This is a genomic window from Pseudonocardia acidicola (assembly GCF_012911935.1).
In the GTDB taxonomy this organism is placed as follows: Bacteria; Actinomycetota; Actinomycetes; order Mycobacteriales; family Pseudonocardiaceae; genus Pseudonocardia; species Pseudonocardia acidicola.
The window spans coordinates 35,208-57,230 of record NZ_JAAXLA010000008.1 but is presented as its reverse complement, the minus strand read 5'-3'; the positions used below and the strand labels follow the sequence as shown (position 1 = coordinate 57,230).

Here is a 22,023-nt window from a genome sequence, read left to right as displayed (position 1 = left end):
GCTGGGCAGGATGCCGCCCGACGCCGGAATGCCCCGTCCGCGCCGATCTCAACCGGACGGGCGGAACCGCCCCGTCACAGGCACGATGCCCGAATGGATCCGGGGCGGCGGGCGCACTACGGCGAGTTCTACGGCGGTGCCGGTGGTGGCGGGATCGGCGGCGCCGATGACCGGCCGCTGGCGTTCGTGCACGGCAACTGCCATGCGGAGTCGTTGCGGGTGCTGCTCGCCGGATCGCCGGCGTTCCCGTACCGCACGGTCCGGGTGCCACCGGTGCACGAGCTCACCGCGGACGACCTACCGCACCTGCGGGCGTTGCTGGGACGCGCCGCGCTGCTGCTCTCCCAGCCGGTCCGCGACGGCTACCGGAACCTGCCACTGGGCACTGCGCAGGTCGCCGCGCTGCTGCCTCCGGGCGGGCAGGTGCTGCGCTGGCCGGTGGTGCGCTACACCGGGCTGCACCCGTTCTCCGCGATCGTGCGGCACCCGTCGGATCCGGCAGCCGTCCCACCCGTCGTGCCCTACCACGACCTGCGAACCCTCGCCGTCGCCGCGGGCGGGGCCGGGCGTACGACCGCACCGCCCGACGCGTTGCGCGCGGTGGCCGCGGGGTCGGCCGCCGAGCTGCACCGCCGCGAACGCCGCGACTGCGACGTCGCCGTGTCCGATCTGCTCGTCGGCCTCGGCGCGGACGCCGTCCACACGCTCAACCACCCGGGCAACCCGCTGCTCGTCGCGCTCGCCCGGCGAGTGCAGGATGCCCTCGGCGCGCCGGCTGACGCCGCCGATCCCGGCCGGACCCTGCTCGGCGGGGTACGCGCGCCGCTGGAGGAACCGGTGATCGCCGCGCTGGACCTGGGCGTCGCGGCCCGCGCCGACTGGCTGGTCGACGGCGTCGCGGTGCCGGCCGGGACCGTGCACCGCGCCCAGCTCGACTGGTATGCCGCGCATCCGGCATGGGTCAGCGCGGGCCTGCGCCGGCACTCCGACCGGATGGCACTGCTGGGGCTGAGGTCCTGACCGGGTGTGGCGTCGAGTTGTGCGCCGACGGGGGCGGACCGATGATGGTCTTGATCGGGTTCAGCAAGCAGCTCGAGTAGACATCCATTCATACGGACCCGATCGGTCGTCGCCTCGGCGGCGAGCGGCGGATCCGCGCGGCTCGACGCACTCGGGGACGGCACAGATGGCTCAATCGGCACGTCACGGCGATCCTGCGCTGCCGCGGTGAGCGCACTGCGTATCGCCCTGATCGCCTCGGCCCGCCACCCGATCCGCCAGCCGTTCCCGGGCGGGCTGGAGGCGCACACGTGGCAGCTGGCGCGGCAGCTGCACAGCCGCGGCCACCAGGTCCAGGTCTTCGGCGGGCCGGGCTCCGACGCGAGCCTCGGCGTGCGTGAACTCCCGGTGCGGGTACCGATCTCCGACCACGCCCGCCGCGATGTGAGCATGCCCCCCGAATCGTTCCTCAGCGAGCACCACGCCTACCTGGCGCTGATGCTCGAGCTGGCCGACGACGGCGACCGCTACGACGTCGTGCACAACAACTCGCTGCACTATCTGCCGGTCGCGATGGCGCCCAGCCTGGCGATGCCGCTGGTCACGACGCTGCACACGCCGCCGACGCCGTGGCTGGAGTCGGCGGTGCAGGCGCGGCCGGGGAGCAGCTCACCGGTGCGCTTCGCCGCCGTCAGCCGGTACACCGCGGCGCAGTGGTCCGGCTCCGTGCCGGGCGCGACCGTCGTCCGCAACGGCGTCGACACCGCCTTCTGGACGCCGGGGCCCGGCGGCGGCTCGCCCGTGTGGTCGGGTCGGCTGGTCCCGGAGAAGGGCACCGAGCACGCCGTCCGCGCGGCCCGCCGGGCCGGCACCGGGCTGCGGCTCGCCGGGCCCATCTCCGACCCCGCGTACTTCCGGGAGCGGATCGAGCCGCTGCTCGGCGACGACATCCACTACGTCGGGCATCTCGACCACGCCGAGCTCGTCGAGCTGGTCGGGTCGGCGAGCGTCGCGGTCGTCTCGCCGTGCTGGGACGAACCGTACGGTCTGGTGGTGGCCGAGGCGCTGGCCTGCGGCACGCCGGTCGCCGGGTACGCCCGCGGCGCGCTGCCCGAACTGCTCGACGACAGCTGCGGCGTGCTCGCCGCCCCCGGCGACGTCGGCGGGCTCGCCGCGGCAATCGTCCGGGCGGCCCGGCTCCACCGCGCCGCCGCCCGCCGGCGGGCGGAGCGGGTGTGCTCGGTGGAGGCCATGGTCCTCGGCTACGAGCGGCTCTACCGGGACCTCGTGGCGTGATCGGCTACTACGTGCACCATCACGGCAGCGGTCATGCGCACCGGGCGGCGGTGATCGCCGCGGCCACCCGCACCCCGGTCGTCGGGTTCTCCACCCGGCCCGCGCCCGACGGGTGGCGTGGCCGGTGGCTCCGGTTGCCCGACGACGCCGGTGGCGAGGCCCGCGACGTCAGCGGGGGCGGCACGCTGCACTGGGTGCCCCGCCACCACGACGGCCTGCGAGCCCGGATGGGCCTCATCTCCGACGCCCTGGTCAACGGCGCGATGCGTCTGTTCGTCACCGACGTCTCGGTGGAGGTGGCGCTGCTGGCCCGGCTGCACGGCGTCCCGGTCGCGGTGATGGCCCAGCCCGGCGACCGCACCGACCGGGCGCACCGGCTGGCCTACGACCTGGCCGACCGGCTGCTGGCCCCGTGGCCACGGCGGCCCGCGCCCGACTGGCCCGAACGCTGGCGGGCCAAGACCGTCCACCTCGGCGGCATCTCCCGGTTCGACGGCCGGGTGCCGTCGCCGGTGCCGGGTGAGCGCCGGGTGCTCGTGCTGTGGGGTTCCGGCGGGCTGGACGTGAGTGCCGGGCAGGTGCGCGCGGCGGCCGCCGCCACCCCGGACTGGTGCTGGGACGTCCTCGGGCCACCGCCGCCCGCGCCCGGCGACACGGCGAACCTGCGCTGGCTGGGCTGGCTCGCCGACCCGTGGCCGGTGCTGTGCGCCGCCGACGTGGTGGTCACCCACGCCGGGCAGAACGCGATCGCCGAGGTGGCCGCGGCGCGTCGGCCGGCGGTCGTCGTCCCGCAGGACCGTCCGCACCGCGAGCAGCGGACCACTGCCGCCGCGCTGAGCCGAGCCCGGATCGCGCGCGTCGCGGCGCGCTGGCCGGAGCCGACGCGGTGGCCGGGCCTCCTGGCCGGGGCCGTGGCGCGGGGCGGCGCGGCCTGGCGGGAATGGTCCACCGGCTGCGGCGGCCAGCGGGCCGCGGCGCTGCTCGACGAGCTGGCCTGCGCATGAGGACCGCCGTCGTCACGATCACGCACCGCCGCGATCGGCACCTGCACCGCCAGCGGGCGGGCCTGGCCGCGGGGCCCCCGGACCTGCACGTCGTGGTGGGGATGGGGGAGGAGCCGCGGCTCGCCGCGGTCCGCGGGGCCCCGCCGACCAGGATGCTGTGCGTCCCGCTGCCCGCGGAGGGACTGCCGCTCGCGGCCGCGCGCAACGCCGGCGCCGAAGCGGCCCGGGCCGCCGGCGCCGAACTGCTGGTCTGGCTGGACGTCGACTGCATCCCCGATCCGCGGCTGCTGCCGCGCTACGCCGAGGCAGCCGGCGGGGTGCCCCGGCGGCCCGCACTGCTCTGCGGCCCGGTCGGCTACCTGCCGCCGGCGCCGCCCGGGGGATACCCACCCGACGGGCTCGGTGAGCTGGCCGTCGCGCACCCGGCGCGGCCGGTGCCCGCGGCGGACGAACTGCGGGCCGAGGACCGCTTCGAGCTGTTCTGGTCGCTGTCGTTCGCGCTCACCACGGGGGACTGGGAGCGGCTCGGCGGCTTCTGCGAGGACTACGTGGGCTACGGCGGCGAGGACACCGACTTCGCGATGTCCGCGGCGGCCGCCGGTGCCCGGATGTACTGGGTGGGCGGGGCGTGGGCCTACCACCAGCACCACCCGAGCACGCGGACAGCGCCCGGTCAGGTCGAGGCGATCGTCCGCAACGCCCGGACGTTCCACGACCGGTGGGGCTGGTGGCCGATGTCGGGCTGGCTCACCGAGCTGGCCGAGGCCGGGACGGTGGAGTTCGACCCGGCGCGGGACGTGTTGCGGATACGGTGATCGTCCGGCCGACCCGAACGGACCCCCATGGAGCCCCCGGCACGTCGAGGGCCGGCACACCGTGGTCCACGTCGGCGACGACGTCCGTCCGGCGCGGTGGCCTGGGTGTTCGTCCTGATCGGGAGATACTCCGGCGGGGATGATCGTCGACGGCGACGTTGACTCGTCGGTGCTCACCCGGGCTCTGACCGCGCCGCCCGCGATCGGGCGGAGCCGCGGAGGTGGGCCCGTCGCCACTTGGCGGATCCCACCGGATCGGCCCGGCGCGGCGGGGCGCCGGTGGGCGGGTCAGGTGCGCCGGGCAGTCCGGCCTCGCCGTCGGCGAGCCGGTGGGTATGTCACGTGCGCGGGCGCAGCCGGAGGAACCGGCCTTTCCGGGGACGTGGACCGGGGTCCCGGCCGTCGTCACATCGCCACGTTCCGCAGCCGGCACCGCCGGGTGATGTGCCCGATATCTGGTACTATCGAACATGTGTTCGAACCGGTCGCGGGTGTCACCACGGTGTCGCAGCCGTGGCACCGCGGCTGGTTCGCGCGGGCTGGTGGGCGTTCGGGCGCCCCGCGGTGGTCGTGGGAGCGCCCGGACGGGTTGCTCGCCGACGCGCTGGAGAGCGCCCGGGATCGGACGGATGGCTTCGAGTGCCTGGAGCGCATCGGCGGCTGGCAGAAGGTGATCGCCTGGGCCCAGGCCTGCCAGGCCAGGGAGATCGCCGGGTTCGTCGGCCGGGCGGAGGCTGATCCACCGCGCGGATGCACCCGGGCGGAGGCGGTGGATCCCGCGACCGCGGAGATCGGGTTGATGCTGCGGGAGTCGGCGGGGGCGGCGGCGTGGAAGGTCGACGAGGCCCGTCGGTTGGTCGAGCGCTTCCCGGCGACGTGGGCGGTGCTGGCCGCCGGGGAGATCACCGAGTACAAGGCGCGGATCATTGCGGAGGGCTGTGCCGACCTGGATGACGAACTGGTGGCGCGGGTGCAGGCGCGGGTGTTGCCGAGCGCGCCGAAGCAGACGCCGGGGCAGTTGCGGGCGGCGGTGCGGCGAGCGGTGCACCAGGTCGACGAGCGGGCCGCCGAGCGCCGCCATGAGCGTCAGCGCCGCAAGCGGGCGGTCGCGCTGTATCCGGAGCGTGACGGCATGGCCACGCTTTCGGCGACGTTGCCCGCGGTGGAGGCTGTCGGGGTGTACGCGGTGCTCGACGAGTGTGCCCGCCGAGCCGGTGGGGCCGGCGAGGGGCGCGGGATGGACGCCCGGCGGGCGGACGCGTTGGTGGATCTGGTGCTGCACGGCACCGGGAACTGCAGCGCCGGCACCGCGGCCGCGCTGGCCGGCACCGGCGCCGGTGGTGCGGCCGACCCCGGCACGCGGGAGGCCGGTGCCGCGGAGACCGGGACGCGCCGGGCGCCGGGCTGGGCGCCGGGCCGGGCGGCTCACCCGGCAACCATGGCGGCCGGCAGCGCAGCCGGGCCCGGTGCTTCCTCGGAGAACAGCCCCGAGCCGACCGCCGCTGCGTCCGGGACTGCTGCCGCGTCTGAGATTGCCGCCGTCTCCGAGGCCGGCGCAGCGTCCGAGACCGGCGCCGGGCACGAGCTCGGGGGTACGCACGAGACCTCCCCGGGGGAGGACACCGCCCGGGCTCGGCACGAGTCCGGCGCCGAGGCTGCCGGTGGTGGCGTCGGGGCCGGTGCGGCTGCGGTAGCGACCGGGGCGGCGTGGGCCGGGCGGCTGCCCGGCGTCGTGTCGTCCGGGGGCATTCCCACCCTGGCCCGGCCGGTCGCGATGAACGTGCAGATCCGGGTCACCGTGGCGTTGTCGACCCTGATGGGGCTCGACGACCAGCCCGGCGAGCTCGCCGGCTACGGCCCGATCACCGCCACTCAGGCCCGGGGGCTGGCCGCCGACCCGGGCAGCACCTGGCGCCGGCTGGTCACCGACCCGCTCTCGGGCACCCTGCTCGATGTCGGGACCACCCGCTACAGCCCACCGCCGGGCCTGGCCGAACATGTCATCGCCCGGGATCAGACCTGCCGGTTCCCCGGCTGCCGGGTGCCCGCACACCGCTGCGACCTCGACCACACGATCCCGTTCGACCCCGCCGGTGGCACCGGCCCCACCGCCGCCACCAATCTCGGACCCCGCTGCCGGCGCGACCACCGCCGCAAGCAACGCCCCGGCTGGCACGTCCAGCAGTTCACCGACGGCACCGTCGTGTGGACCACCCCCAGCGGCCATACCTACACCGTCGAGCCCCCACCGCTGGCCCCACCCGAACCGGCAACCCCACCGGCCCCGCCCGGCGACGACCCGCCACCGTTCGACCCGCCGCCGTTCTGACGACCGGCATCCCACGCGCACGATCGTGTGCGTGACCGCCCGGTACGCCGGAGAACGTTTCAGCCGTTCGCTTCGGCCCACCCCAGGACCGCGCGGAACCGGCATCTGCACCGCGCCTGCGAAGGGACGGTGAGCGCCGTGGCATTGACCGACGAGAACCTGGACGCGATGGAGGTTGGGCCGCCTCTCGGTCACCACCCGCTCGTCGCCCAGCCTCATACCGACCGAGAGGGTCCCATCGCCGAGGCCGAACGGGAGGCGGCATTGCTCGCCACCGTGGACCGCCCCCTCGGCCAACCCGGCGCCCCGCTCAACCGCCGGTCCCCGTTCATCATCGGCCTGACCGGGGCCGCGGGGGTCGCCGTCACGTACGTGCTGTTCCAGGTGGTCGTCTCCGCCCACCAGGCGCTCGTGCTCATCGGCCTCGGACTGTTCGGCGCGATGGGCCTGGAACCGGCGGTGTCCTACCTGGCGCGGCGCTGGCTGCCGCGGTGGGCGGCGGTGACGGTGGTCGTCGCCGGCCTGGCCGTGCTCGTCGGCGGCTTTCTCGCCGCGGCCATCGTTCCGCTCGCCACCCAGTCATCCGCGCTCGCTCAGGAGGCGCCGCGGTTGCTGCAGCAGATCCACGATCGCAGCACGGTCCTCGGCCAGCTCTACGATCGCTTCCAGCTCCAGCAACGCCTGGAACATCTGCTCAGCGGGGACACCTCGGCGCTGCTGACCGGGATCTTCGGCGCCGGCGCGGTGGTGTTCAGCCTGGTGACGAGCGTGGTGGTGGTTCTGGTACTCACGGTGTACTTCCTGGCCTCGCTGCCCATGATCCGGGCCGTGCTGTACCGCTTCGTCCCGGCGTCGCGGCGGCCCCGGGCCGTCCTGATCGGCGACGCGGTGTTCGCCAAAGTCGGCGCCTACGTGCTGGGGACCGGGATCCTCGCGGTGATCGTGGGGCTGGGTACGTTCATCTGGCTGGAGATCTTCCACGTGCCCTACGCGCTGACGCTCGCCATCCTGGTGGGCCTGCTCGACCTGATCCCGGTGATCGGCTCCACGCTGGGTGGCCTGATCGTCTCGCTGGTGGCGCTGACCGTGTCGTGGCCGGTCGCGCTGGCAACCGCCGCCTTCTACGTCGGCTACCGCTTCTTCGAGGACTACCTGCTCGTCCCGACGATCATCGGTCGGACGGTGAAGGTGCCCAGCGCCCTGACGGTGGTCGCAGTGCTGCTCGGCGGGGTGCTGCTGGGCGTCGTCGGCGCCCTCGTCGCGATCCCGACCGCCGCCGCGGTGCTGCTCATCGTGCGCGAGGTCGTCTTCCCGCGCCTCGACCGGGCCTGACTCGTCGGTGTCAGTGGCTGCTGAGTACGGCAGATGAGACTGATGGATGGGTCCGTCAGAGGAGTGCATACCCGGGGGTGGCAGGGCAGCGGCTGCACAGAGCGGTGGGATGCGGAGTTGCCGGAGGGCTGCCTTGTCATCCCCGGGTTGACATGGCCGGAGCGGTTGTCGCAGACTCTGCGGCGTGAGGCGTCAACCCAGAGGTGACACCACGCTCGACTGGGACGTGGCGCTCGCGCATCGGCCACAGCCGCAGGCGCGAGCGGAGGCCGCGGCCCGACTGGCCGAGTGCGGAATCACCGCGGAGCAGGTGGTGCAGGTGCTCGCCGACGGCGGCGACGACCTGTTCGCCGCCAGCCGCTCCGGCGATCCGCAGTGGGCCGATCGCTTCGGCGGCCCGCTGGCGGTCGCACTGCTGGCCGCCGAGGTCGGCGCGCTGACCGCGCACCTGACCTCGCGAGCCGCCGCAGTGCGGGCCACCGCCGTCGACGCGCTGCTGGAGGAGTTCAGCGCTGTCTCGGTCGCGGCAGCGCTGGGGGTCTCCCGGCAGAAGGTCTACGACATCGCCAGGGCTCAGCGGATGGGCCCCTTTCTCGACCACGTCCCCTGGAGCCGACCGTGAAGGAACTGACCGAGCTCGTCGATCTGCCCGACCCGGCGGTCCAGCCGCTGGTGCATCCGCTCGACCTGCCCGAGTCACGGCGCCCGTTCCGGACCGCCCACCTGCTCGATGCCGTAGCCGGCCCGGCGGTGAGCGCCTGTCTGGCCGCGCTGGTCTGGTTCGCCAGCACCAGCGCGGTGGTGCCGCTGGTCGCCTTCGTCGCGACGGCGGGACTCGGTGCCCTGGCCCGACGCCACTACACCGCCCAGGCGTGGTCGTTCATCCCCCGGCGCCGCCAGGACCGAGACCGGGCCTCGCCTCTGGCCTGGGAACTGGCCGGTGCGGCGTTGCTGGCGGTTGCACTCGGCGCGGTTCTGCTGCTCGTCGCCGGCCGTCTTACCCGCGCAGACGTCCCGGTCGGGGCGCGGGAGTTCACGCTCGGTGCGGCGGTGGCGGTCGCCGTCCTCATGGCCATCGACCTGGCGGTGACGCTGCTTCGCTCGCCGCGAAGGGCCGCCCTGGCCCTGCCGGCCGCCGCCGTGGTGGCCGTGATCGTGGCGATGAGCTACCCGCGCCTCCATGAAGGCGCGGCGTGGGCAGCGATGGTGGGGGGTGCGGGCACGATGCTGCTCGCCGCCATCAGCTGCGCGGCGGTCGGCCATGCGAACCACCGGCGTGCGTCCGGGAGCATGGACCCACCGCATCAGTCTCATTAGCCGTGCAACAGGCGCTCCAGCACCTCCCGTGCCGCCGCATCCCGCGCGGCCAGTCGCGTGATGTCCTCCGCGAGCGCCTGCAGCCACTGTTCGATGCCGACAGCCTTCCGGCTGATCACCACCCCGCGCACGACCTGCCGCACCTCGGCCTCGACCCCGCCGCGCGGGCCCTCGCGCAGTGCCAGCTCGCGGTTCTCGCCGTGCACGGTCACCCCGACTGCGCGGCCGTCGCGTCCCGCGACTCGGTCGGCGAGGCTGCGCCGCGTCTGGACCTCCACCATGCCCGGTGGCAGTGCGTCGGCCAGCGCGCCGCTGAGCACCCGGGCGTAGGAGGCGACGTCGGTCCGGTCCGCCCGCAGCCTCGAGGCGAGCAGCTGGACGTCGCCCATCGGCCCCAGCCCGCTCGGCTCCATGGTCATGAGTCGACCAGCGGGAGCACGAGCTGCGGGGTGGCGATCCGGTGGTCCGGGCGCAGCGGACGGACCGCCGTGCCGATCGCGAAGAACTCGGTGGTGTGCCCGCCCCACCGGTGTCCGTGCGAGAGCAGCTGCACCCCGACGATGCCCTCGGCGTGCAGCTGTTCGGCCTCGGTCTGCATCCGGCTCATCGCGAGCTCACGCGCGTCGTAGAGCGCCTCGGTGAACTGCGGCAGCTCCACGTTCTGCCCGATGTTGCTCATCGCCTGCCAGAACCGCTGGTGGGCGATGTGGTAGACGCAGGTCCCCATCACCATGCCCAGCGGCGCGTACCCGGCCTGGATCAACGTCCAGAAGTCCTGCCCGGACAGGTCGGAGGTGAACGGCTGATTGCGGTTGTTGCGCCACGATCCGCCGTCCGGAGTCTGCGGCTCGTCGGCCTTGACCGCCGTGCCGACGGCGATGAACTCGGCGAGATCGGAGCCGAACTCCTTGAACTCGATGTCCAGCCGCACTCCGACGATCCCGTCGGCGCCGAGCTGGTCGGCCTCGGCCTCCATCCGGGTCATCGCGAGCTCGCGCGCGTGGTACATCGCCTGCGACAACGTCGTCAGCTCCTGATTGCGGTTCCATCGCCCCACCTGGAACCCGACGTGATAGATGCTCGAACCCAGTACCAGCCCGAGCGGGCGGAATCCCGCCTCCCGGACCAGCAGGAACTCGTTGACCGACAGGTCCGAGGTGAACAGGCTGGTCGTCTGGCCCGGGCGCATCTCGGCCAGCCGGCGCATCGCATCGGAGGGGATGCCCAGCTCGGTGGGATCGGCGGTCACGACTCTCTCCTCGGCGGTCGGGAGCTCGGGCGCAGCGGTAGGACGGTCAGCGAGCGGGTGGGTGCGGTGGGCTGGGCGTGGAACCGCACGAGCGCGGTGCCGAACACCGTCGCCTCGGCGACGTGGTCGCGATGGTTCTCCGACGGCTCGATCTCCCCGACGTGCAGGCTCATCGACGACACGATCGCGCCCTCGGCGCCCACCTCCTGCACCTGCCGGGCGAGCCGGGCCCGGGCGTCGGCGCGCGCGTGCGTGATCAGCTCGGTGTAGCCGGAGACCTCGACGTTGCCCGCGCCCCACGACGCCTGCCGCTGGGTCTGCCAGTCGTCGTGCCGGATCGCGACCGAGATGCCGTAGACGATGTCGGTGGGCATCCAGCCGGCCAGCACCAGCTTGGCGACGTCCTGGCCGACCAGGTCGGTGCTGAACAGCCGCCCCGGTCGCTGCCGGCTCCTGGCGCGCACCGCGGTGCCCAGCGCGGTGAACTCGCGGGCCCCGCCGTCGAGGTGCGACATCGTCAGCCGGACCCCGACGACGCCGTCGCCGCCGATCGCGGCGGTCTCCTGGCGCATCCGCGACAGCGCGGTGCCGTAGCCGCGGTAGAGCGCCTCGACGTAGGGCCGGTAGCCGGCGAACGAGCTCGGTGCCGAGGAGGTCACGGTGCCCGGGCCGAACCCGCCCCCGAACCCGCCTCCGAAGCCGCCGTACCAGCCGCAGCCGCGGTAGCCCGCCCAGCCGATCCGCTGGACCATGGAGCCCATCACCTCGCCGGCGGGTTCGAAGCCGGCGGCCTGCAACCCGGCTGCGCCCGGGACCGGCAGCAGGGACGTCCACGGCCCGCCCGCCGCCGCGCGGCGCACGCGTTCAGCGGCCACCGGCGGCAAGCCGTGCCCGTCCCACTCTGCCACCGCGTCTCCTCCGTACCCGGTTCCGGAGGCGACCCTATCCCTCTCCGCTGCCAGGTCGCGAGCGGATCACCGCAGGTCAGGGACGGTCCGGACACGGCGGGACATCACGGGACACACCGGACGCCACGGCGGCTCAGGAGATGGCCGCCCACCCCAGCTGGACCCCGGTGCGGCCCGCGTCGAGCAGGTCCTGGATCTCCGGCAGCAGGTAGCCGTCGGAGTCGAGCATGTCCCGCCAGCTCCGCGAGGGCTTCCAGCCCAGCAGCCGGACGGCCTTGGCACACGAGATCCCCGACGCGTCCGCGCGTGGCACCGGACGCAGTTCCACCTCGTCACCGAAGTGCCGGCGGACGAGTTCGTGCAGCGGCATCCCGTTGGCATTGTCGGCAGCCGCGGCGTAGAGCACCTCGTGACCGGGCAGGTCGGCGGTTGCGGCCAGGCCGATCAGGTCGGCCACGTCGTAGACGGACACGTACGACCAGAACGACGCGCTCGTGTCGGCGCCGCGGGCGCGCACGATCGGCCCGACGTTGCGCTCGATGTTGCCCTCCCACTGGATCCACGTCGGCCGGATCGACACCCCGGCCATGTCCGAGCGCGCGACGGCGGCATCCATGAGGGTCTCGCCGACCCACTTGGAGAGTCCGTAGCTGTCCTGCGGCGCGACGCGGTGCTCCTCGTCGACGGGCGCGTAGTCGGCGTGGAAGTAGCGCGTCGGATAGGAGAAGCCGGGGACGGTCTCGCTGGACAGGTGCACGAAACGCCGTACGCCGGAGCGCTCGGCGGCCTCCAGCGTGTTGTAGGCCGCCATCACGTTGTTCTGGAAGATCACGTGCGGTGGGTTCTTCACCGGGCTGGCGATCGCCGCGGCGTGCACCACGGCGTCGTGCCCGGGGACGACGGCCGCGGCGTGCCCGGCGTCGGTCAGGTCCGCCTGGATGTAGCGGACCTCCCGGGCCCGCTCGTAGACCGGCGGTGCGCTGTCGACGGCGGTGAGTTCGTGACCGGATCGGAGCAGATGGTGGATCGTCGCGGCACCGACCTTGCCGCGCGCGCCGGTGACCAGGATGCGCATTCTGCAGGCTACCCACGGCGACCCGGCGTAACCCCCGGCACACGCGCTGGAAGCGCGCGCGTCGCGCTGACTAACCTGCCGAACGCCCTGCGCGCCGCATTCCGGGTGCTCCCCGTCTTCCCGGCGACCGGCGCGCGCATGTGGGAGGAGAGTTCGTGAGCGTTCGGTATCCCCTGGTGCCTGTTCCCTGCAAGCACTGCCGCGCGACCCGTGTATCCGGCGAACTGCAGCACCAGCCGGGCTGCCCCGTGGACCACCGGAACTTCGCGTTCTTCGCGCACCCCGACCTCATGGAACTCGACGTGCTGCTCGCCTCCTTCTACCCGGAGGTCTAGCCGCATCAGTGCTGGAGGGCCTGCAGCATTCCGAGGGTGCGCGACGCGGTGTCCTTGGACGACGCCGGGTTCTGCCCGGTGATCAGGTCACCGTCGACGACGACGTGCGGCTGCCACGGCGGGCCCGCTTCGAAGATCGCGCCGCGTTCGCGCAGCCGGTCCTCCAGCAGCCAGGGTGCGCGGTCGGCGAGCCCGCCCTGGCGTTCCTCCTCGTCGGTGAACGCGGTGAGCCGGCTCCCGGCGAACAGCCAGCTGCCGTCCTCCCGGTTCGCCGACAGCAGCCCGGCCGGCCCGTGGCAGAGCGCGACGATCAGCCGGCTGCTGTTCCACAGGTCGGTCAGGATGCTGCCGAGCGCGGCGTTCGTCGGCAGGTCCTCCATCGGCGCGTGTCCGCCGGGGATGAACACGGCGTCGTGGTCGCCCGCGCGGGCGGCGGCCTCCTCGAGCGGCAGCGGCCGGGCGAGCTCACCGTCGATCGACTCGAGGTACTGGCGCAGCTCCATGACCTTCTGCTCGTCGCCGCCGTTGCGCTCGGGGCTGAGGCTCACCGGGTCGACGATCGGCCGCACCCCACCGGGAGTGGAGACCTGCACGTCGAGCCCGGCCTCCCGGAACATCCGGTGCGGCACCGCGAACTCCTCGGCCCAGTAGCCGGTCGCGTGGCGGGTGCCGTCCTTGAGCGTCCAGTGGTCGCTGCCCGACAGCACCATCAGGATCCGAGCCATGCCCACCTCCAGCTGATCGCGGGCCGTCACCCGCGCGACCCAGCCTCGTCGGTGGTGCGCGCCGGCTCCCCGGCCCGTCGGGTGGAATCCCGGTGACCCCGGTGGCCCTCCCGGGTCAGCCGCGGTGGGCCCGGGCGAACGCGTCCTCGGCCTCGGGGTTGAACAGCACGAAACGGGCTTCCCGGACCGATGTGGGGGTGGCCCGCACGGTCTGCACCGCGATCCGCGCCGCGTCGTCGAGCGGCCAGCCGTAGACCCCGGCCGAGACCGCCGGGAACGCGACCGTGGCCGCGCCCAGCTCATCGGCGACCCGCAGCGACTCGCGGTAGCAGGAGGCCAGCAGTTCGGAGCGGTCCTCCGACCGGGAGTGCACCGGGCCCACGGTGTGGATCACCCAGCGGGCCGGCAGCCGACCGGCGGTGGTGGCGACCGCGTGCCCGGTGGGCAGCCCCTCGGGATAGCGGGCGGCCCGCAGCTCGCGGCACGCGGCCAGGATCTCGGGGCCGCCGCGGCGGTGGATCGCGCCGTCGACGCCGCCTCCGCCCAGCAGCGAGGAGTTGGCGGCGTTGACCACGGCGTCGACCTCCTCCTCGGTGATGTCGCCGCGGACGAGGACGATCTCGGTTTTCATGACTGACCTCCCTGCCCCATGGTGCCCTGGCGCAGTGCCTGCAGCAGCGGGATTGCGGCGATCTTCTCCTCGGTGAGCTCGGACCAGCGGATGAACTCCGCGGGCCGCTCGCCGCGCCGTCCCCGGCAGTCGATGATCCGTTCCGGGGTGACGATCAGGTCGACGGGGGCGTCGTGCGCGGCCGTCGGGATCGTGCCGGCCGGGCGGACCTGCAGTTCGTGCACGGTGGTGACGACGACGGTGTCCGGCCCGATCAGCCCCGCCTCGGACGCGAGCGCGAACTCCAGATCGGCGAACCCGCCGCCCTTGCCCAGCCGCGCCCCGTCCTCACCGACGGCGACGCACCCGGTGACGACGAGCTCGACCGGGCTCAGGTCGGCCACCGCGACCCGCCGGGCCGACCGGGTCGCGTTCTTGATCGACACGGCGCGGCGCGGCGGATCGGCGAGATGGTCGGGGTCGAGCAGGAAGAACGGGTCGGGCTCGGCCAGCTTCGGCACGGCCATGTAGACGGTCTTGCCGTCCTCCAGTGCGCGCTGGCGCACCGGCAGCTGCGCGGAGTCGGGGTTGGATTTCACGCACCGGGCCCGCGCCCACTCACGCGTCTCGCGCAGTCGCTGCGCGGCCGCCTCGGCGCCGGTGAAGTTCGAGATCCGATTGCGGGCGCCGGGGAAGCGGGCCACCCCGGCCTCGGCCAGGGCCGTCCACACCTCGTCGCGCAGTGCGGCCTTGGCCGCCAGCAGTTCCGGGTCGCCACCCGCGTCGTGATCGTGTCGTCGGCCTCGTGCCATGGGGGAAGCCTGTCACGGGGGGCGGTGCCGATGGTGATCGACGTTCCCGGGACGTTCCGGTCACCGATGGCCGGGTGGTCCCGGGACCGGCGATCATGAGTAACGCACGCGGCGAGCCGGAACGAGCCGGTCGTCGACCGCAGCTGTCGCGTACGCGCACCGAGGAGGCAGGCAATGAAGTACGTGGTGTTCTACGAGGCCGTCGACGACGTCGCGACCGCGGCGGCGCCGCACCTGCAGGCGCACCAGGAGCGGCTGAAGGACTTCCACGCCCGCGGAACCCTGCTGATGGCCGGTGCGCTCGGCTCCCCGCCGACCGGCGCCATGGGCGTGTTCACCTCCCGCGAGGCCGCCGACGAGTTCATCGCCGGCGACCCGTTCGTCACCGGTGGCGTGGTGCGCAGCCACCGGGTGCAGGAGTGGAACGAGGTCCTCACTCCCTGAGCATCAGCTGACCAGGACGACGATCAGCGTCCGCGGCCCGTGCACGCCCTCGACCCGCTGCAGTTCGATGTCGCTGGTGGCCGACGGCCCGCTGACGAACGTGATCGGCCGGTCGGGGACGAGCCGTCCGATGAGCTCCGGGACGGTCTGCACGACCTGGCCGGTGTGCACGACGCAGAGGTGTACGTCCGGGACGAGCGTGATCGCGCGGCGCCCCTGGTCCGGGGAGCCGTCGAGGGCGATGGTGCCGGTCTCCGCGCACGCGGCCGCGCACCCGCTGACCACGGCGGCGAACCCGTCGAGGTCGACGGGGGTGGGGGTGCCGTCGTCGAGGGTGCCGTGCAGGCCCCAGTCGGCGGGCGGCTCCGGCGGCAGCAGCACCGGGCGGCCGGTCGCGCCGACCTGGTCGAGCGCAGCCCGCAGGGTCGCGGCGAGTTCGGCCGCCGGGGTGCGGTGCACGACGGCCTTGTAGTCGACGAGCCGGTCGGCGAACAGGTCGAGCAGCGCGGGGGAGCCCGGCAGGTGCTCGCCACGGCGGCGGTAGGTGCGTTCGATCGCCGGCACCACCGGCGCGGAGGTGTTGGCGGTGCGGATCGCGGCCAGGATCGCGTCGCGGGAGCTCATCGCGCAGGTCCTCTCGTCCGGCCCCACCATTCGCGGAACGTCTCCTTCGGTGGCACCGGGGCGTTGCGGCTGGCGGTCCACGCCGACAGCGGCGGGGGCAGGACGCCGATGCTGCCCGAGTCGCGGCCCAGCAACCGGCCCAGCCGGGAGGCCTTCTCGGCCCGGGCGAAGCGGGCGGGGGAGGCCATCGTCCAGGCTGCTGCGGCCATCGCGACCGCCTCGGCGGTGGGCACCCGGTGCGTGGCCCGGTGTTCCTCCACGTGCTCGGCGCGCAACCGGACCAGCAGCGACGGGATGTCGATGCGCACCGGGCACACGTCGAAGCAGGCTCCGCACAGGGTCGAGGCGTAGGGCAGCGACGCGTTGTCCTCCACCCCGGTGAGCTGCGGGCTGAGCACCGCACCGATCGGCCCGGGGTAGACCGAACCGTAGGCGTGGCCGCCGGTCCGCTCGTACACCGGGCAGATGTTGAGGCAGGCGGAGCACTTGATGCAGTGCAGCGCGGCCCGGCCCACGTCGTCGGCCAGCGTCGCGGTGCGGCCGTTGTCCAGCAGCACCAGGTGGAAGGCCTGCGGGCCGTCCCCGGGGGTGACCCCGGTCCAGGCCGAGGTGTACGGGTTCATCCGCTCGCCGGTCGAGGAGCGGGGCAGCAGTTGCAGGAAGACCTCCAGGTCCTGCCAGGTCGGCACCACCTTCTCGATGCCCATCACGGTGATCAGTGTCTCGGGCAGGGTCAGGCACATCCGGCCGTTGCCCTCGGACTCGACGACGACGAGCCCGCCGGTCTCGGCGACCCCGAAGTTCGCCCCGGAGACGGCGACCTTGGCGTGCAGGAACTTCTCCCGCAGGAACCGGCGGGCGACCTCGGCGAGCTGGTGCGGGTCGTCGGTCAGCGAGCGGTCGACGCCGGGGATGGTGTGCAGGAAGATCTCCCGGATCTCCGCACGGTTGCGGTGGATGGCCGGGACCAGGATGTGCGAGGGCTGGTCGTGGCTGAGCTGGACGATCAGCTCGGCGAGGTCGGTCTCCTGCGCGCTGATGCCGGCGGCCTCGAGCGCCTCGTTGAGCCCGATCTCCTGGGTGGCCATCGACTTGACCTTGACCACCTCGCGGTGGCCGGTGGCCAGGACGAGATCGGTGACGATCCGGTTGGCCTCGGCGGCGTCGCGGGCCCAGTGCACGGTGCCGCCGCGGGCGGTGACCTCGCGCTCCAGGCGTTCCAGGTGCTCGTCGAGCCGGGCCATGGTCGCGGCCTTGATCGCCTCGCCGGCCCGGCGCAGTTCCTCCCAGTCGGTGAGCTCGGAGACGACGGCGGCGCGTTTGGCGCGGATGGAGTGCGTGGCGTGGCCGATGTTGCGCCGCAGCTGGGGGTCGCCGAGCGCCTTGCGGGCGGCATCGGGGAACGGCTCGGCGCCGCGCAGGTGCCCGACGCCGCGCGGGGCGTGCACGGGCAGTCCGAGGAATGTGCTCACGCCGGGGCCTCCGTGTGGGCCAGGATCTGGGCGAGATGCACGGTCGTGGTGCCGCTGCGCAGCCGTCTCAGCCCGCCGTCGATGTGCATCAGGCACGAGGAGTCCCCGGCGGTGGTGAACTCCGCGCCGGTGTCGAGGGCGTTGCGCATCTTGTCGGCCAGCATCGCGGTGGAGGTGTCGGCGTTCTTGACCGCGAACGTGCCGCCGAACCCGCAACACTGGTCGGCCTCGGGCAGCTCCAGCAGCGTCATCCCGCGCACCCGGCGCAGCAGCCGCAGCGGCTTGTCGCCCACCCGGAGCATGCGCAACGAGTGGCACGTCGGGTGGTAGGTGACCCGGTGCGGGTAGTAGGCACCGACGTCCTCGACGCCGAGGACGTCGATCAGCAGTTCGGACAGTTCGTAGGTGCGCGCGGCGACGGCCTCGGCGCGCGCGGCGAGCGGCTCGTCCCCGGCCCGGCGCGCGACCATCGTGTGCTGGTGGCGCACCGACCCGACGCAGGACCCGGACGGCGCCACGATCACGTCGTAGGGCTCGAACGTCTCCACGTGGTGGCGCACCAGCGGCAGCGCCTCCCGTTGGTAGCCGGTGTTGACGTGCATCTGCCCGCAGCACGTCTGCGCCGCCGGGAACACCACCTCGTGCCCGAGCCGCTCCAGCAGCGTCACCGTCGCCTTCCCCACGTCGGGGTACAGCGCGTCGGCCAGACACGTGACGAACAGCGCGATGCGCACGAGGGCCTCTCCTCTCCGCCGGCCGGTCGGGCCCGGGGTACCCACTATCGCGGTGCTCCCCGGGACGCGCAGCGGCGGACCCGTCCGGCCGGCCTACACCGGGCCGCCGCGGAGCACGGCCCGCAGGTGCTCGGCGGACGCATGCACGTCGGCGACCGGGCCGTCGCCCCGCGGTTCCTCGGTGAGGATCGTGTCCTGCTCGAGGACGTACCAGCCGTCATAGCCGTGGGCCCGCAGGTGCCCGACGATCGCGGGCACGTCGACGTCGCCGGCACCGAGGGGGCGGTACATCCCCCTCCGCACGGCCTCGGTATAGGTGAGCCGTCCGGACTGCACCCGCGCGGCCAGCGTCGAGTCGACGTCCTTGAGGTGGGTGTGGGCGATCCGCTCCGGCGCCTGCCGGGTCAGCTCCGCGGGATCCGTGCCGCCGATGAGCAGGTGCCCGGTGTCCAGGCACAGCGGGATCGACGATCCCTCGAGCACCCGCTGCACGTCCTCGCCGTTCTCGACCATGGTGCCGACGTGCGGGTGCAGCACGGCCCGGACCCCTCGGCCCGCGGCGAGCGTGGCGAGCCGGTCCAGGTTGGACAGCAGGGTCGCCCATCCCGGCTCGTCGAGCTCGGGACGGGTGTCGTAGCCGTCGGAGCCGGTGACGGCCGACAGGACCAGGGTCGCCGACCCCGTCGCGCGGTAGGCCTCCAGCAGGGTCTGCACCTCGGGGACCGGATCGTGGCCGGGGACGTGCAGCAGCAGCGGGGTGAACCCGCCGACGGCCTGCAGGTGGTGCCGGGCCAGCACGTCGGCCGTCGCGGCCGGCGCGGCGGGCAGGAACCCCTCGGGCCCCAGTTCCGTCGCCGCGAGCCCGACCTCGTGCATCTCGGCGAGCACCCGCTCCGGGGCCAGCTGGTAGCCCCATCCCGGCACCTCGCAGACGCCCCACGAGATCGGCGCCCCGGCGATCCTGCCGGTGGCCGTGTCGGCAGCGGTCATGCTCGCCCCTCCAGCTCGTAGACGACGCCGTCGTCCCTACGGTGCGGCTTCACCGCGACCGGCAGCCCCGTCCGCCAGGACCGGTCGGCGGCGCGTGCCAGGTCGAAGGCGGCGAGCGCGTCCAGTCCGGTCACCCGCGGCGGGCTGCCGTCGCGGACGCAGCGCGCGAACGCGTCGAGCTCCTCGGCGTAGGCCCACGGGAAGCGGTCGGAGAAGTCCCGGACCAGGTCGCGCGACGCCTGCCCGGGTGTGCGCCATTCGTACTGACGGCGCTGCGGGGCGTCGATCCGGGCGGTCGCCCTGCTCCCCATCACCTCGGTCGAGCACTCGTAGCCGTACCCGGCCGCCCGGCTGTTGTCGATCACACCGAGCGCGCCGTCCTCGAACCGCAGCACGACGACGGCGGTGTCGATGTCGCCGATCTCGGCGAGCGCGGGATCCGACACGGCGGCGCCGTGCGCGCTCACCTCCACGATCTCGCCGACCATCCAGCGGGCGGTGTCGAGGTCGTGCACCGTGACGTCGAGGAAGAACCCGCCGGAACCGGCCAGGAACTCCACCGGCGGAGCCGTCATGTCCCGCAGCGAGGTCCGGAACAGGTGCACCTCGCCGAGCTCCCCGGCGCGGATCCGGTCCACGACCGCGACCCAGTCCGGGTCGAACCGGCGGTGGAACCCGACCTGGAAGGTCACCCCGGTCCGGCGCATCGCGTCGATCGTGTCCAGTGCGGTCCGCCGGTCCAGCGAGATCGGCTTCTCGCAGAAGACGTGCTTGCCGGCCTGTGCCGCGGCGACGGACAGGTCCGCGTGCGACCCGCTGGGCGTCGCGACGGCGACCGCCTCGACCCGGTCGCCGGCCAGCAGGTCGGCGAACGAGGTCACCCAGGGCACGCCGAACTGCTCGCCGACCTCCCGCGCGACCGCCTCGTTGGCGTCGTAGACCCACGCCAGCCGGGCCGCCGCGCAGCGCGACGCCAGGCTGGTGGCGTGGATGCGCCCCATCCGGCCCAGCCCGGCGAGCCCGACCGCGACCTGCCCGCTCACGAACGGCCCGCGCCGTACTTGGTCACGTATTCCTGTACCTTCTCCCGGTTGAACACCAGGGACTCGCGCGCCCGCTCCTCCCAGGCGAAGACGCACACCGTCGCGATGCCGTCGAAGCCGACCTCGGCCAGGGTGGTGAAGAACAGCTCCCAGTCGACCTCGCCCTGTCCGACGTCGAGGTGCTGGTGGATGCGTGCGGTGGAACCGGGCGGGTTGACGATGTAGCGCAGCCCCGACGACCCGGTGTGGTCGAACGAGTCGGCGATGTGCAGGTGGGTGAGCAGCGGACCGGCGTGGCGCATGATCTCCGCGAGGTTGCCGCCCTGGTGGAAGGTGTGCGGAGCGCAGTAGAGGAACGACACGAACTCGGAGTCGATGCCGCGGATCATGTTCACCGCGGCGATGCCGTCCTCGATGAAGTCGTCCGGGTGCGGTTCCAGGACCAGCCGGACGCCCTCCCGCTCGAACACCGGCAGCAACTCCTCGAGGGAGCGCCAGAACTGCGCCTCACTGGCCGCCGACGCCTCGGGCCTGCCGTTGAACTCGGAGTTCATCACGTCGCAGCCGAGGTCCACGGTGATCTCGATGGCCCGTCTCCAGTAGCGGACGGCGGCCTGGCGTTCGTCCTCGTCCGGGCCGGACCACGCGTAGAGCGGCAGCACCGACGAGATCTCCACGCCCGCCCCCGCCAGCGCCTGCCGGAACGCGGCGATGGTGGCCCGGTCCGCCCGCGGATGCAGGAAGAACGGCATGAAGTCCTCGCGCGGGGACAGCTCGATGTGCCGGTACCCCAGCTCCGCGACCAGTGCGGGCAGCTCGAGCAGCGGGACCCTGCGCAGCATGTACGGATCGACGGCGATCTTCACGATCAGATCTCCTTGTAGAGGTCGGGCCGCTCGCCCAGGACGACCGGGATGCGCTGCCCGCTGCTCAGCGCCGCCAGACCGGCGTCGCACACGACGGTGGCGGCATACCCGTCCCACGCGCTCGGACCGGTGGTGGTGCCCGCGGTGACCGCGTCGATCCAGGCCTGGAATTCGGTGTCGAACGCGCGGGCGAAGCGCTCCCGCCAGTCCGCGGGCACCCGCCCGGAGAAGTGGCCCGCGCGCTTGACGATCGCGCCCGCGCTCTCGGACAACTCGACGGTGCCGTCCTCGCAGACGACCTCGCCGCGGATGTCGTAGCCGTACGCCGCGTTCACCGAGGCCTCGACGTCGACGAGCACGCCGCTGGTCATCTCCAGCAGCACCACCAGCGGGTCGTCGAACCCCGCCGCGGCCTTGCTGCTCACCCGCGGCTTCAGCACCGTGACCGCGGCGATCTCGTCGTCGAACATCCACCGGGCGACGTCGATGTCGTGGACCGCGCTGTCGTTGATGATCATGTCGCTGGTGAAGAAGGACGGCACCGACGGGTTGCGGTGCGACGCGTGCATCAGCAGCGGCGCGCCGATGTCCCCGCTGGTCACGGCCTCCTTCATGGCCCGGTACCGGGCGTCGTAGCGGCGCATGAAGCCGACCATCACCAGTCGCCGACCGGCGGCGACCTCGGCATCGACGATGCGCTGGCAGGCTTCCCGGGTGGTGGCCAGCGGCTTCTCGCAGAACACCTGCTTGCCGGCCGCGATGCACGCGAGCACGTACTCCTCGTGGGTCGGTCCCCACGAGGTGACCAGCACCGCGTCGACGCCCGGGGCCGCGATGAGGTCCTGGCCGCTCGGGTGCAGCGTGGCGCCGGGCAGGTCGTCCGCGACCGTGCGGGCGCGGTCGAGGTCCACGTCGGTGACCGCGGCGACCCGCGCCCCCGACAGGACGTCGGTCAGCCGGCGGATGTGGTCCTGGCCGATCATGCCCACGCCGATGACACCGACGTTGAGTGTCACGTCGAGTACTCCTCTGGTTGGGAAGGGG

At 73.5% G+C, this 22,023-nt stretch carries 24 protein-coding genes; 10 read left to right on the top strand and 14 right to left on the bottom strand.

The window, feature by feature from the left end:
• The first annotated feature begins 93 nt into the window (after nt 1-93).
• The 8 genes from HF526_RS06545 to HF526_RS06510 all read left to right on the top strand — a co-directional run bounded on the left by HF526_RS06545 (nt 94) and on the right by HF526_RS06510 (nt 9,092).
• Complete coding sequence (locus HF526_RS06545; RefSeq protein ID WP_169380363.1) at nt 94-1,020, top strand: WcbI family polysaccharide biosynthesis putative acetyltransferase; 927 nt, start codon at nt 94-96, stop codon at nt 1,018-1,020.
• Between the two features lie 207 nt (nt 1,021-1,227).
• A complete protein-coding gene (locus HF526_RS06540) occupies nt 1,228-2,295 on the top strand; it encodes a glycosyltransferase (RefSeq protein ID WP_169380362.1) in 1,068 nt (355 codons plus the stop codon).
• Complete coding sequence (locus HF526_RS06535; RefSeq protein ID WP_169380361.1) at nt 2,292-3,299, top strand: glycosyltransferase; 1,008 nt, start codon at nt 2,292-2,294, stop codon at nt 3,297-3,299. Before HF526_RS06540 ends, HF526_RS06535 begins: the two co-directional genes overlap by 4 nt.
• Nucleotides 3,296-4,114: a glycosyltransferase family 2 protein gene (locus HF526_RS06530; protein WP_169380360.1), complete on the top strand. Its 819-nt coding sequence runs from the start codon at nt 3,296-3,298 to the stop codon at nt 4,112-4,114. Before HF526_RS06535 ends, HF526_RS06530 begins: the two co-directional genes overlap by 4 nt.
• 472 nt (nt 4,115-4,586) lie before the next feature.
• Nucleotides 4,587-6,443, top strand: a complete 1,857-nt coding sequence (locus HF526_RS06525; protein ID WP_169380359.1) for a DUF222 domain-containing protein — start codon at nt 4,587-4,589, stop codon at nt 6,441-6,443.
• A 138-nt stretch (nt 6,444-6,581) separates the two neighbouring features.
• Complete coding sequence (locus HF526_RS06520) at nt 6,582-7,775, top strand: AI-2E family transporter (protein ID WP_338051335.1); 1,194 nt, start codon at nt 6,582-6,584, stop codon at nt 7,773-7,775.
• 184 nt (nt 7,776-7,959) lie between these two features.
• Nucleotides 7,960-8,397: a hypothetical protein gene (locus HF526_RS06515; RefSeq protein ID WP_169380358.1), complete on the top strand. Its 438-nt coding sequence runs from the start codon at nt 7,960-7,962 to the stop codon at nt 8,395-8,397.
• Nucleotides 8,394-9,092, top strand: coding sequence for a hypothetical protein (locus tag HF526_RS06510; protein WP_169380357.1), 699 nt, complete (start codon nt 8,394-8,396; stop codon nt 9,090-9,092). Before HF526_RS06515 ends, HF526_RS06510 begins: the two co-directional genes overlap by 4 nt.
• Here HF526_RS06510 and HF526_RS06505 read toward each other — a convergent pair.
• The 4 genes from HF526_RS06505 to HF526_RS06490 all read right to left on the bottom strand — a co-directional run bounded on the left by HF526_RS06505 (nt 9,089) and on the right by HF526_RS06490 (nt 12,324).
• Nucleotides 9,089-9,511, bottom strand: coding sequence for a hypothetical protein (locus HF526_RS06505; protein ID WP_239028389.1), 423 nt, complete (start codon nt 9,509-9,511; stop codon nt 9,089-9,091). The genes HF526_RS06510 and HF526_RS06505 overlap by 4 nt on opposite strands.
• A complete protein-coding gene (locus HF526_RS06500; RefSeq protein WP_338051334.1) occupies nt 9,508-10,341 on the bottom strand; it encodes a heavy metal-binding domain-containing protein in 834 nt (277 codons plus the stop codon). Before HF526_RS06500 ends, HF526_RS06505 begins: the two co-directional genes overlap by 4 nt.
• Nucleotides 10,338-11,249 carry a heavy metal-binding domain-containing protein gene (locus tag HF526_RS06495; protein WP_169380356.1) on the bottom strand — a complete coding sequence of 304 codons (912 nt, stop codon included), beginning with the start codon at nt 11,247-11,249 and terminating at the stop codon, nt 10,338-10,340. Before HF526_RS06495 ends, HF526_RS06500 begins: the two co-directional genes overlap by 4 nt.
• A 133-nt stretch (nt 11,250-11,382) precedes the next feature.
• Nucleotides 11,383-12,324, bottom strand: a complete 942-nt coding sequence (locus HF526_RS06490) for an NAD-dependent epimerase/dehydratase family protein (RefSeq protein WP_169380355.1) — start codon at nt 12,322-12,324, stop codon at nt 11,383-11,385.
• 155 nt (nt 12,325-12,479) lie between these two features.
• Here HF526_RS06490 and HF526_RS06485 point away from each other — a divergent pair, with 155 nt between their 5' ends.
• Nucleotides 12,480-12,659 carry a hypothetical protein gene (locus HF526_RS06485; RefSeq protein WP_169380354.1) on the top strand — a complete coding sequence of 60 codons (180 nt, stop codon included), beginning with the start codon at nt 12,480-12,482 and terminating at the stop codon, nt 12,657-12,659.
• A 5-nt stretch (nt 12,660-12,664) separates the two neighbouring features.
• Here HF526_RS06485 and HF526_RS06480 read toward each other — a convergent pair whose 3' ends face one another.
• The 3 genes from HF526_RS06480 to HF526_RS06470 all read right to left on the bottom strand — a co-directional run bounded on the left by HF526_RS06480 (nt 12,665) and on the right by HF526_RS06470 (nt 14,806).
• Nucleotides 12,665-13,384: a type 1 glutamine amidotransferase domain-containing protein gene (locus HF526_RS06480; protein WP_169380353.1), complete on the bottom strand. Its 720-nt coding sequence runs from the start codon at nt 13,382-13,384 to the stop codon at nt 12,665-12,667.
• Nucleotides 13,385-13,499: 115 nt separating this feature from the next.
• Nucleotides 13,500-14,015 (bottom strand): O-acetyl-ADP-ribose deacetylase, encoded by a 516-nt coding sequence (locus HF526_RS06475; protein WP_169380352.1) that lies wholly within the window; start codon nt 14,013-14,015, stop codon nt 13,500-13,502.
• Nucleotides 14,012-14,806, bottom strand: a complete 795-nt coding sequence (locus tag HF526_RS06470) for a 5-formyltetrahydrofolate cyclo-ligase (protein ID WP_169380351.1) — start codon at nt 14,804-14,806, stop codon at nt 14,012-14,014. The genes HF526_RS06475 and HF526_RS06470 overlap by 4 nt, the downstream gene beginning before the upstream one ends.
• Nucleotides 14,807-14,980: 174 nt before the next feature.
• Here HF526_RS06470 and HF526_RS06465 point away from each other — a divergent pair, with 174 nt between their 5' ends.
• A complete protein-coding gene (locus HF526_RS06465) occupies nt 14,981-15,250 on the top strand; it encodes a YciI family protein (RefSeq protein WP_169380350.1) in 270 nt (89 codons plus the stop codon).
• A 3-nt stretch (nt 15,251-15,253) separates the two neighbouring features.
• Here the strand turns inward: HF526_RS06465 and HF526_RS06460 are convergent, their stop codons facing one another.
• The 7 genes from HF526_RS06460 to HF526_RS36825 all read right to left on the bottom strand — a co-directional run bounded on the left by HF526_RS06460 (nt 15,254) and on the right by HF526_RS36825 (nt 21,995).
• Nucleotides 15,254-15,874, bottom strand: coding sequence for a LutC/YkgG family protein (locus HF526_RS06460; RefSeq protein ID WP_169380349.1), 621 nt, complete (start codon nt 15,872-15,874; stop codon nt 15,254-15,256).
• A complete protein-coding gene (locus HF526_RS06455; RefSeq protein WP_169380348.1) occupies nt 15,871-17,346 on the bottom strand; it encodes a LutB/LldF family L-lactate oxidation iron-sulfur protein in 1,476 nt (491 codons plus the stop codon). Before HF526_RS06455 ends, HF526_RS06460 begins: the two co-directional genes overlap by 4 nt.
• Nucleotides 17,343-18,080, bottom strand: coding sequence for a heterodisulfide reductase-related iron-sulfur binding cluster (locus tag HF526_RS06450; RefSeq protein WP_169380347.1), 738 nt, complete (start codon nt 18,078-18,080; stop codon nt 17,343-17,345). Before HF526_RS06450 ends, HF526_RS06455 begins: the two co-directional genes overlap by 4 nt.
• Nucleotides 18,081-18,173: 93 nt before the next feature.
• The gene (locus HF526_RS06445; protein WP_169380346.1) at nt 18,174-19,070 is read right to left on the bottom strand and encodes a sugar phosphate isomerase/epimerase family protein; all 897 of its coding nucleotides are present in this window, start codon (nt 19,068-19,070) and stop codon (nt 18,174-18,176) included.
• Nucleotides 19,067-20,113, bottom strand: coding sequence for a Gfo/Idh/MocA family oxidoreductase (locus tag HF526_RS06440; protein ID WP_169380345.1), 1,047 nt, complete (start codon nt 20,111-20,113; stop codon nt 19,067-19,069). Before HF526_RS06440 ends, HF526_RS06445 begins: the two co-directional genes overlap by 4 nt.
• Nucleotides 20,110-20,979: a TIM barrel protein gene (locus HF526_RS06435; protein WP_169380344.1), complete on the bottom strand. Its 870-nt coding sequence runs from the start codon at nt 20,977-20,979 to the stop codon at nt 20,110-20,112. Before HF526_RS06435 ends, HF526_RS06440 begins: the two co-directional genes overlap by 4 nt.
• Before the next feature lie 2 nt (nt 20,980-20,981).
• Entirely contained in the window at nt 20,982-21,995 is a 1,014-nt protein-coding gene (locus tag HF526_RS36825) for a Gfo/Idh/MocA family oxidoreductase (RefSeq protein ID WP_169380343.1), read from the bottom strand.
• Nucleotides 21,996-22,023 lie beyond the last annotated feature (28 nt).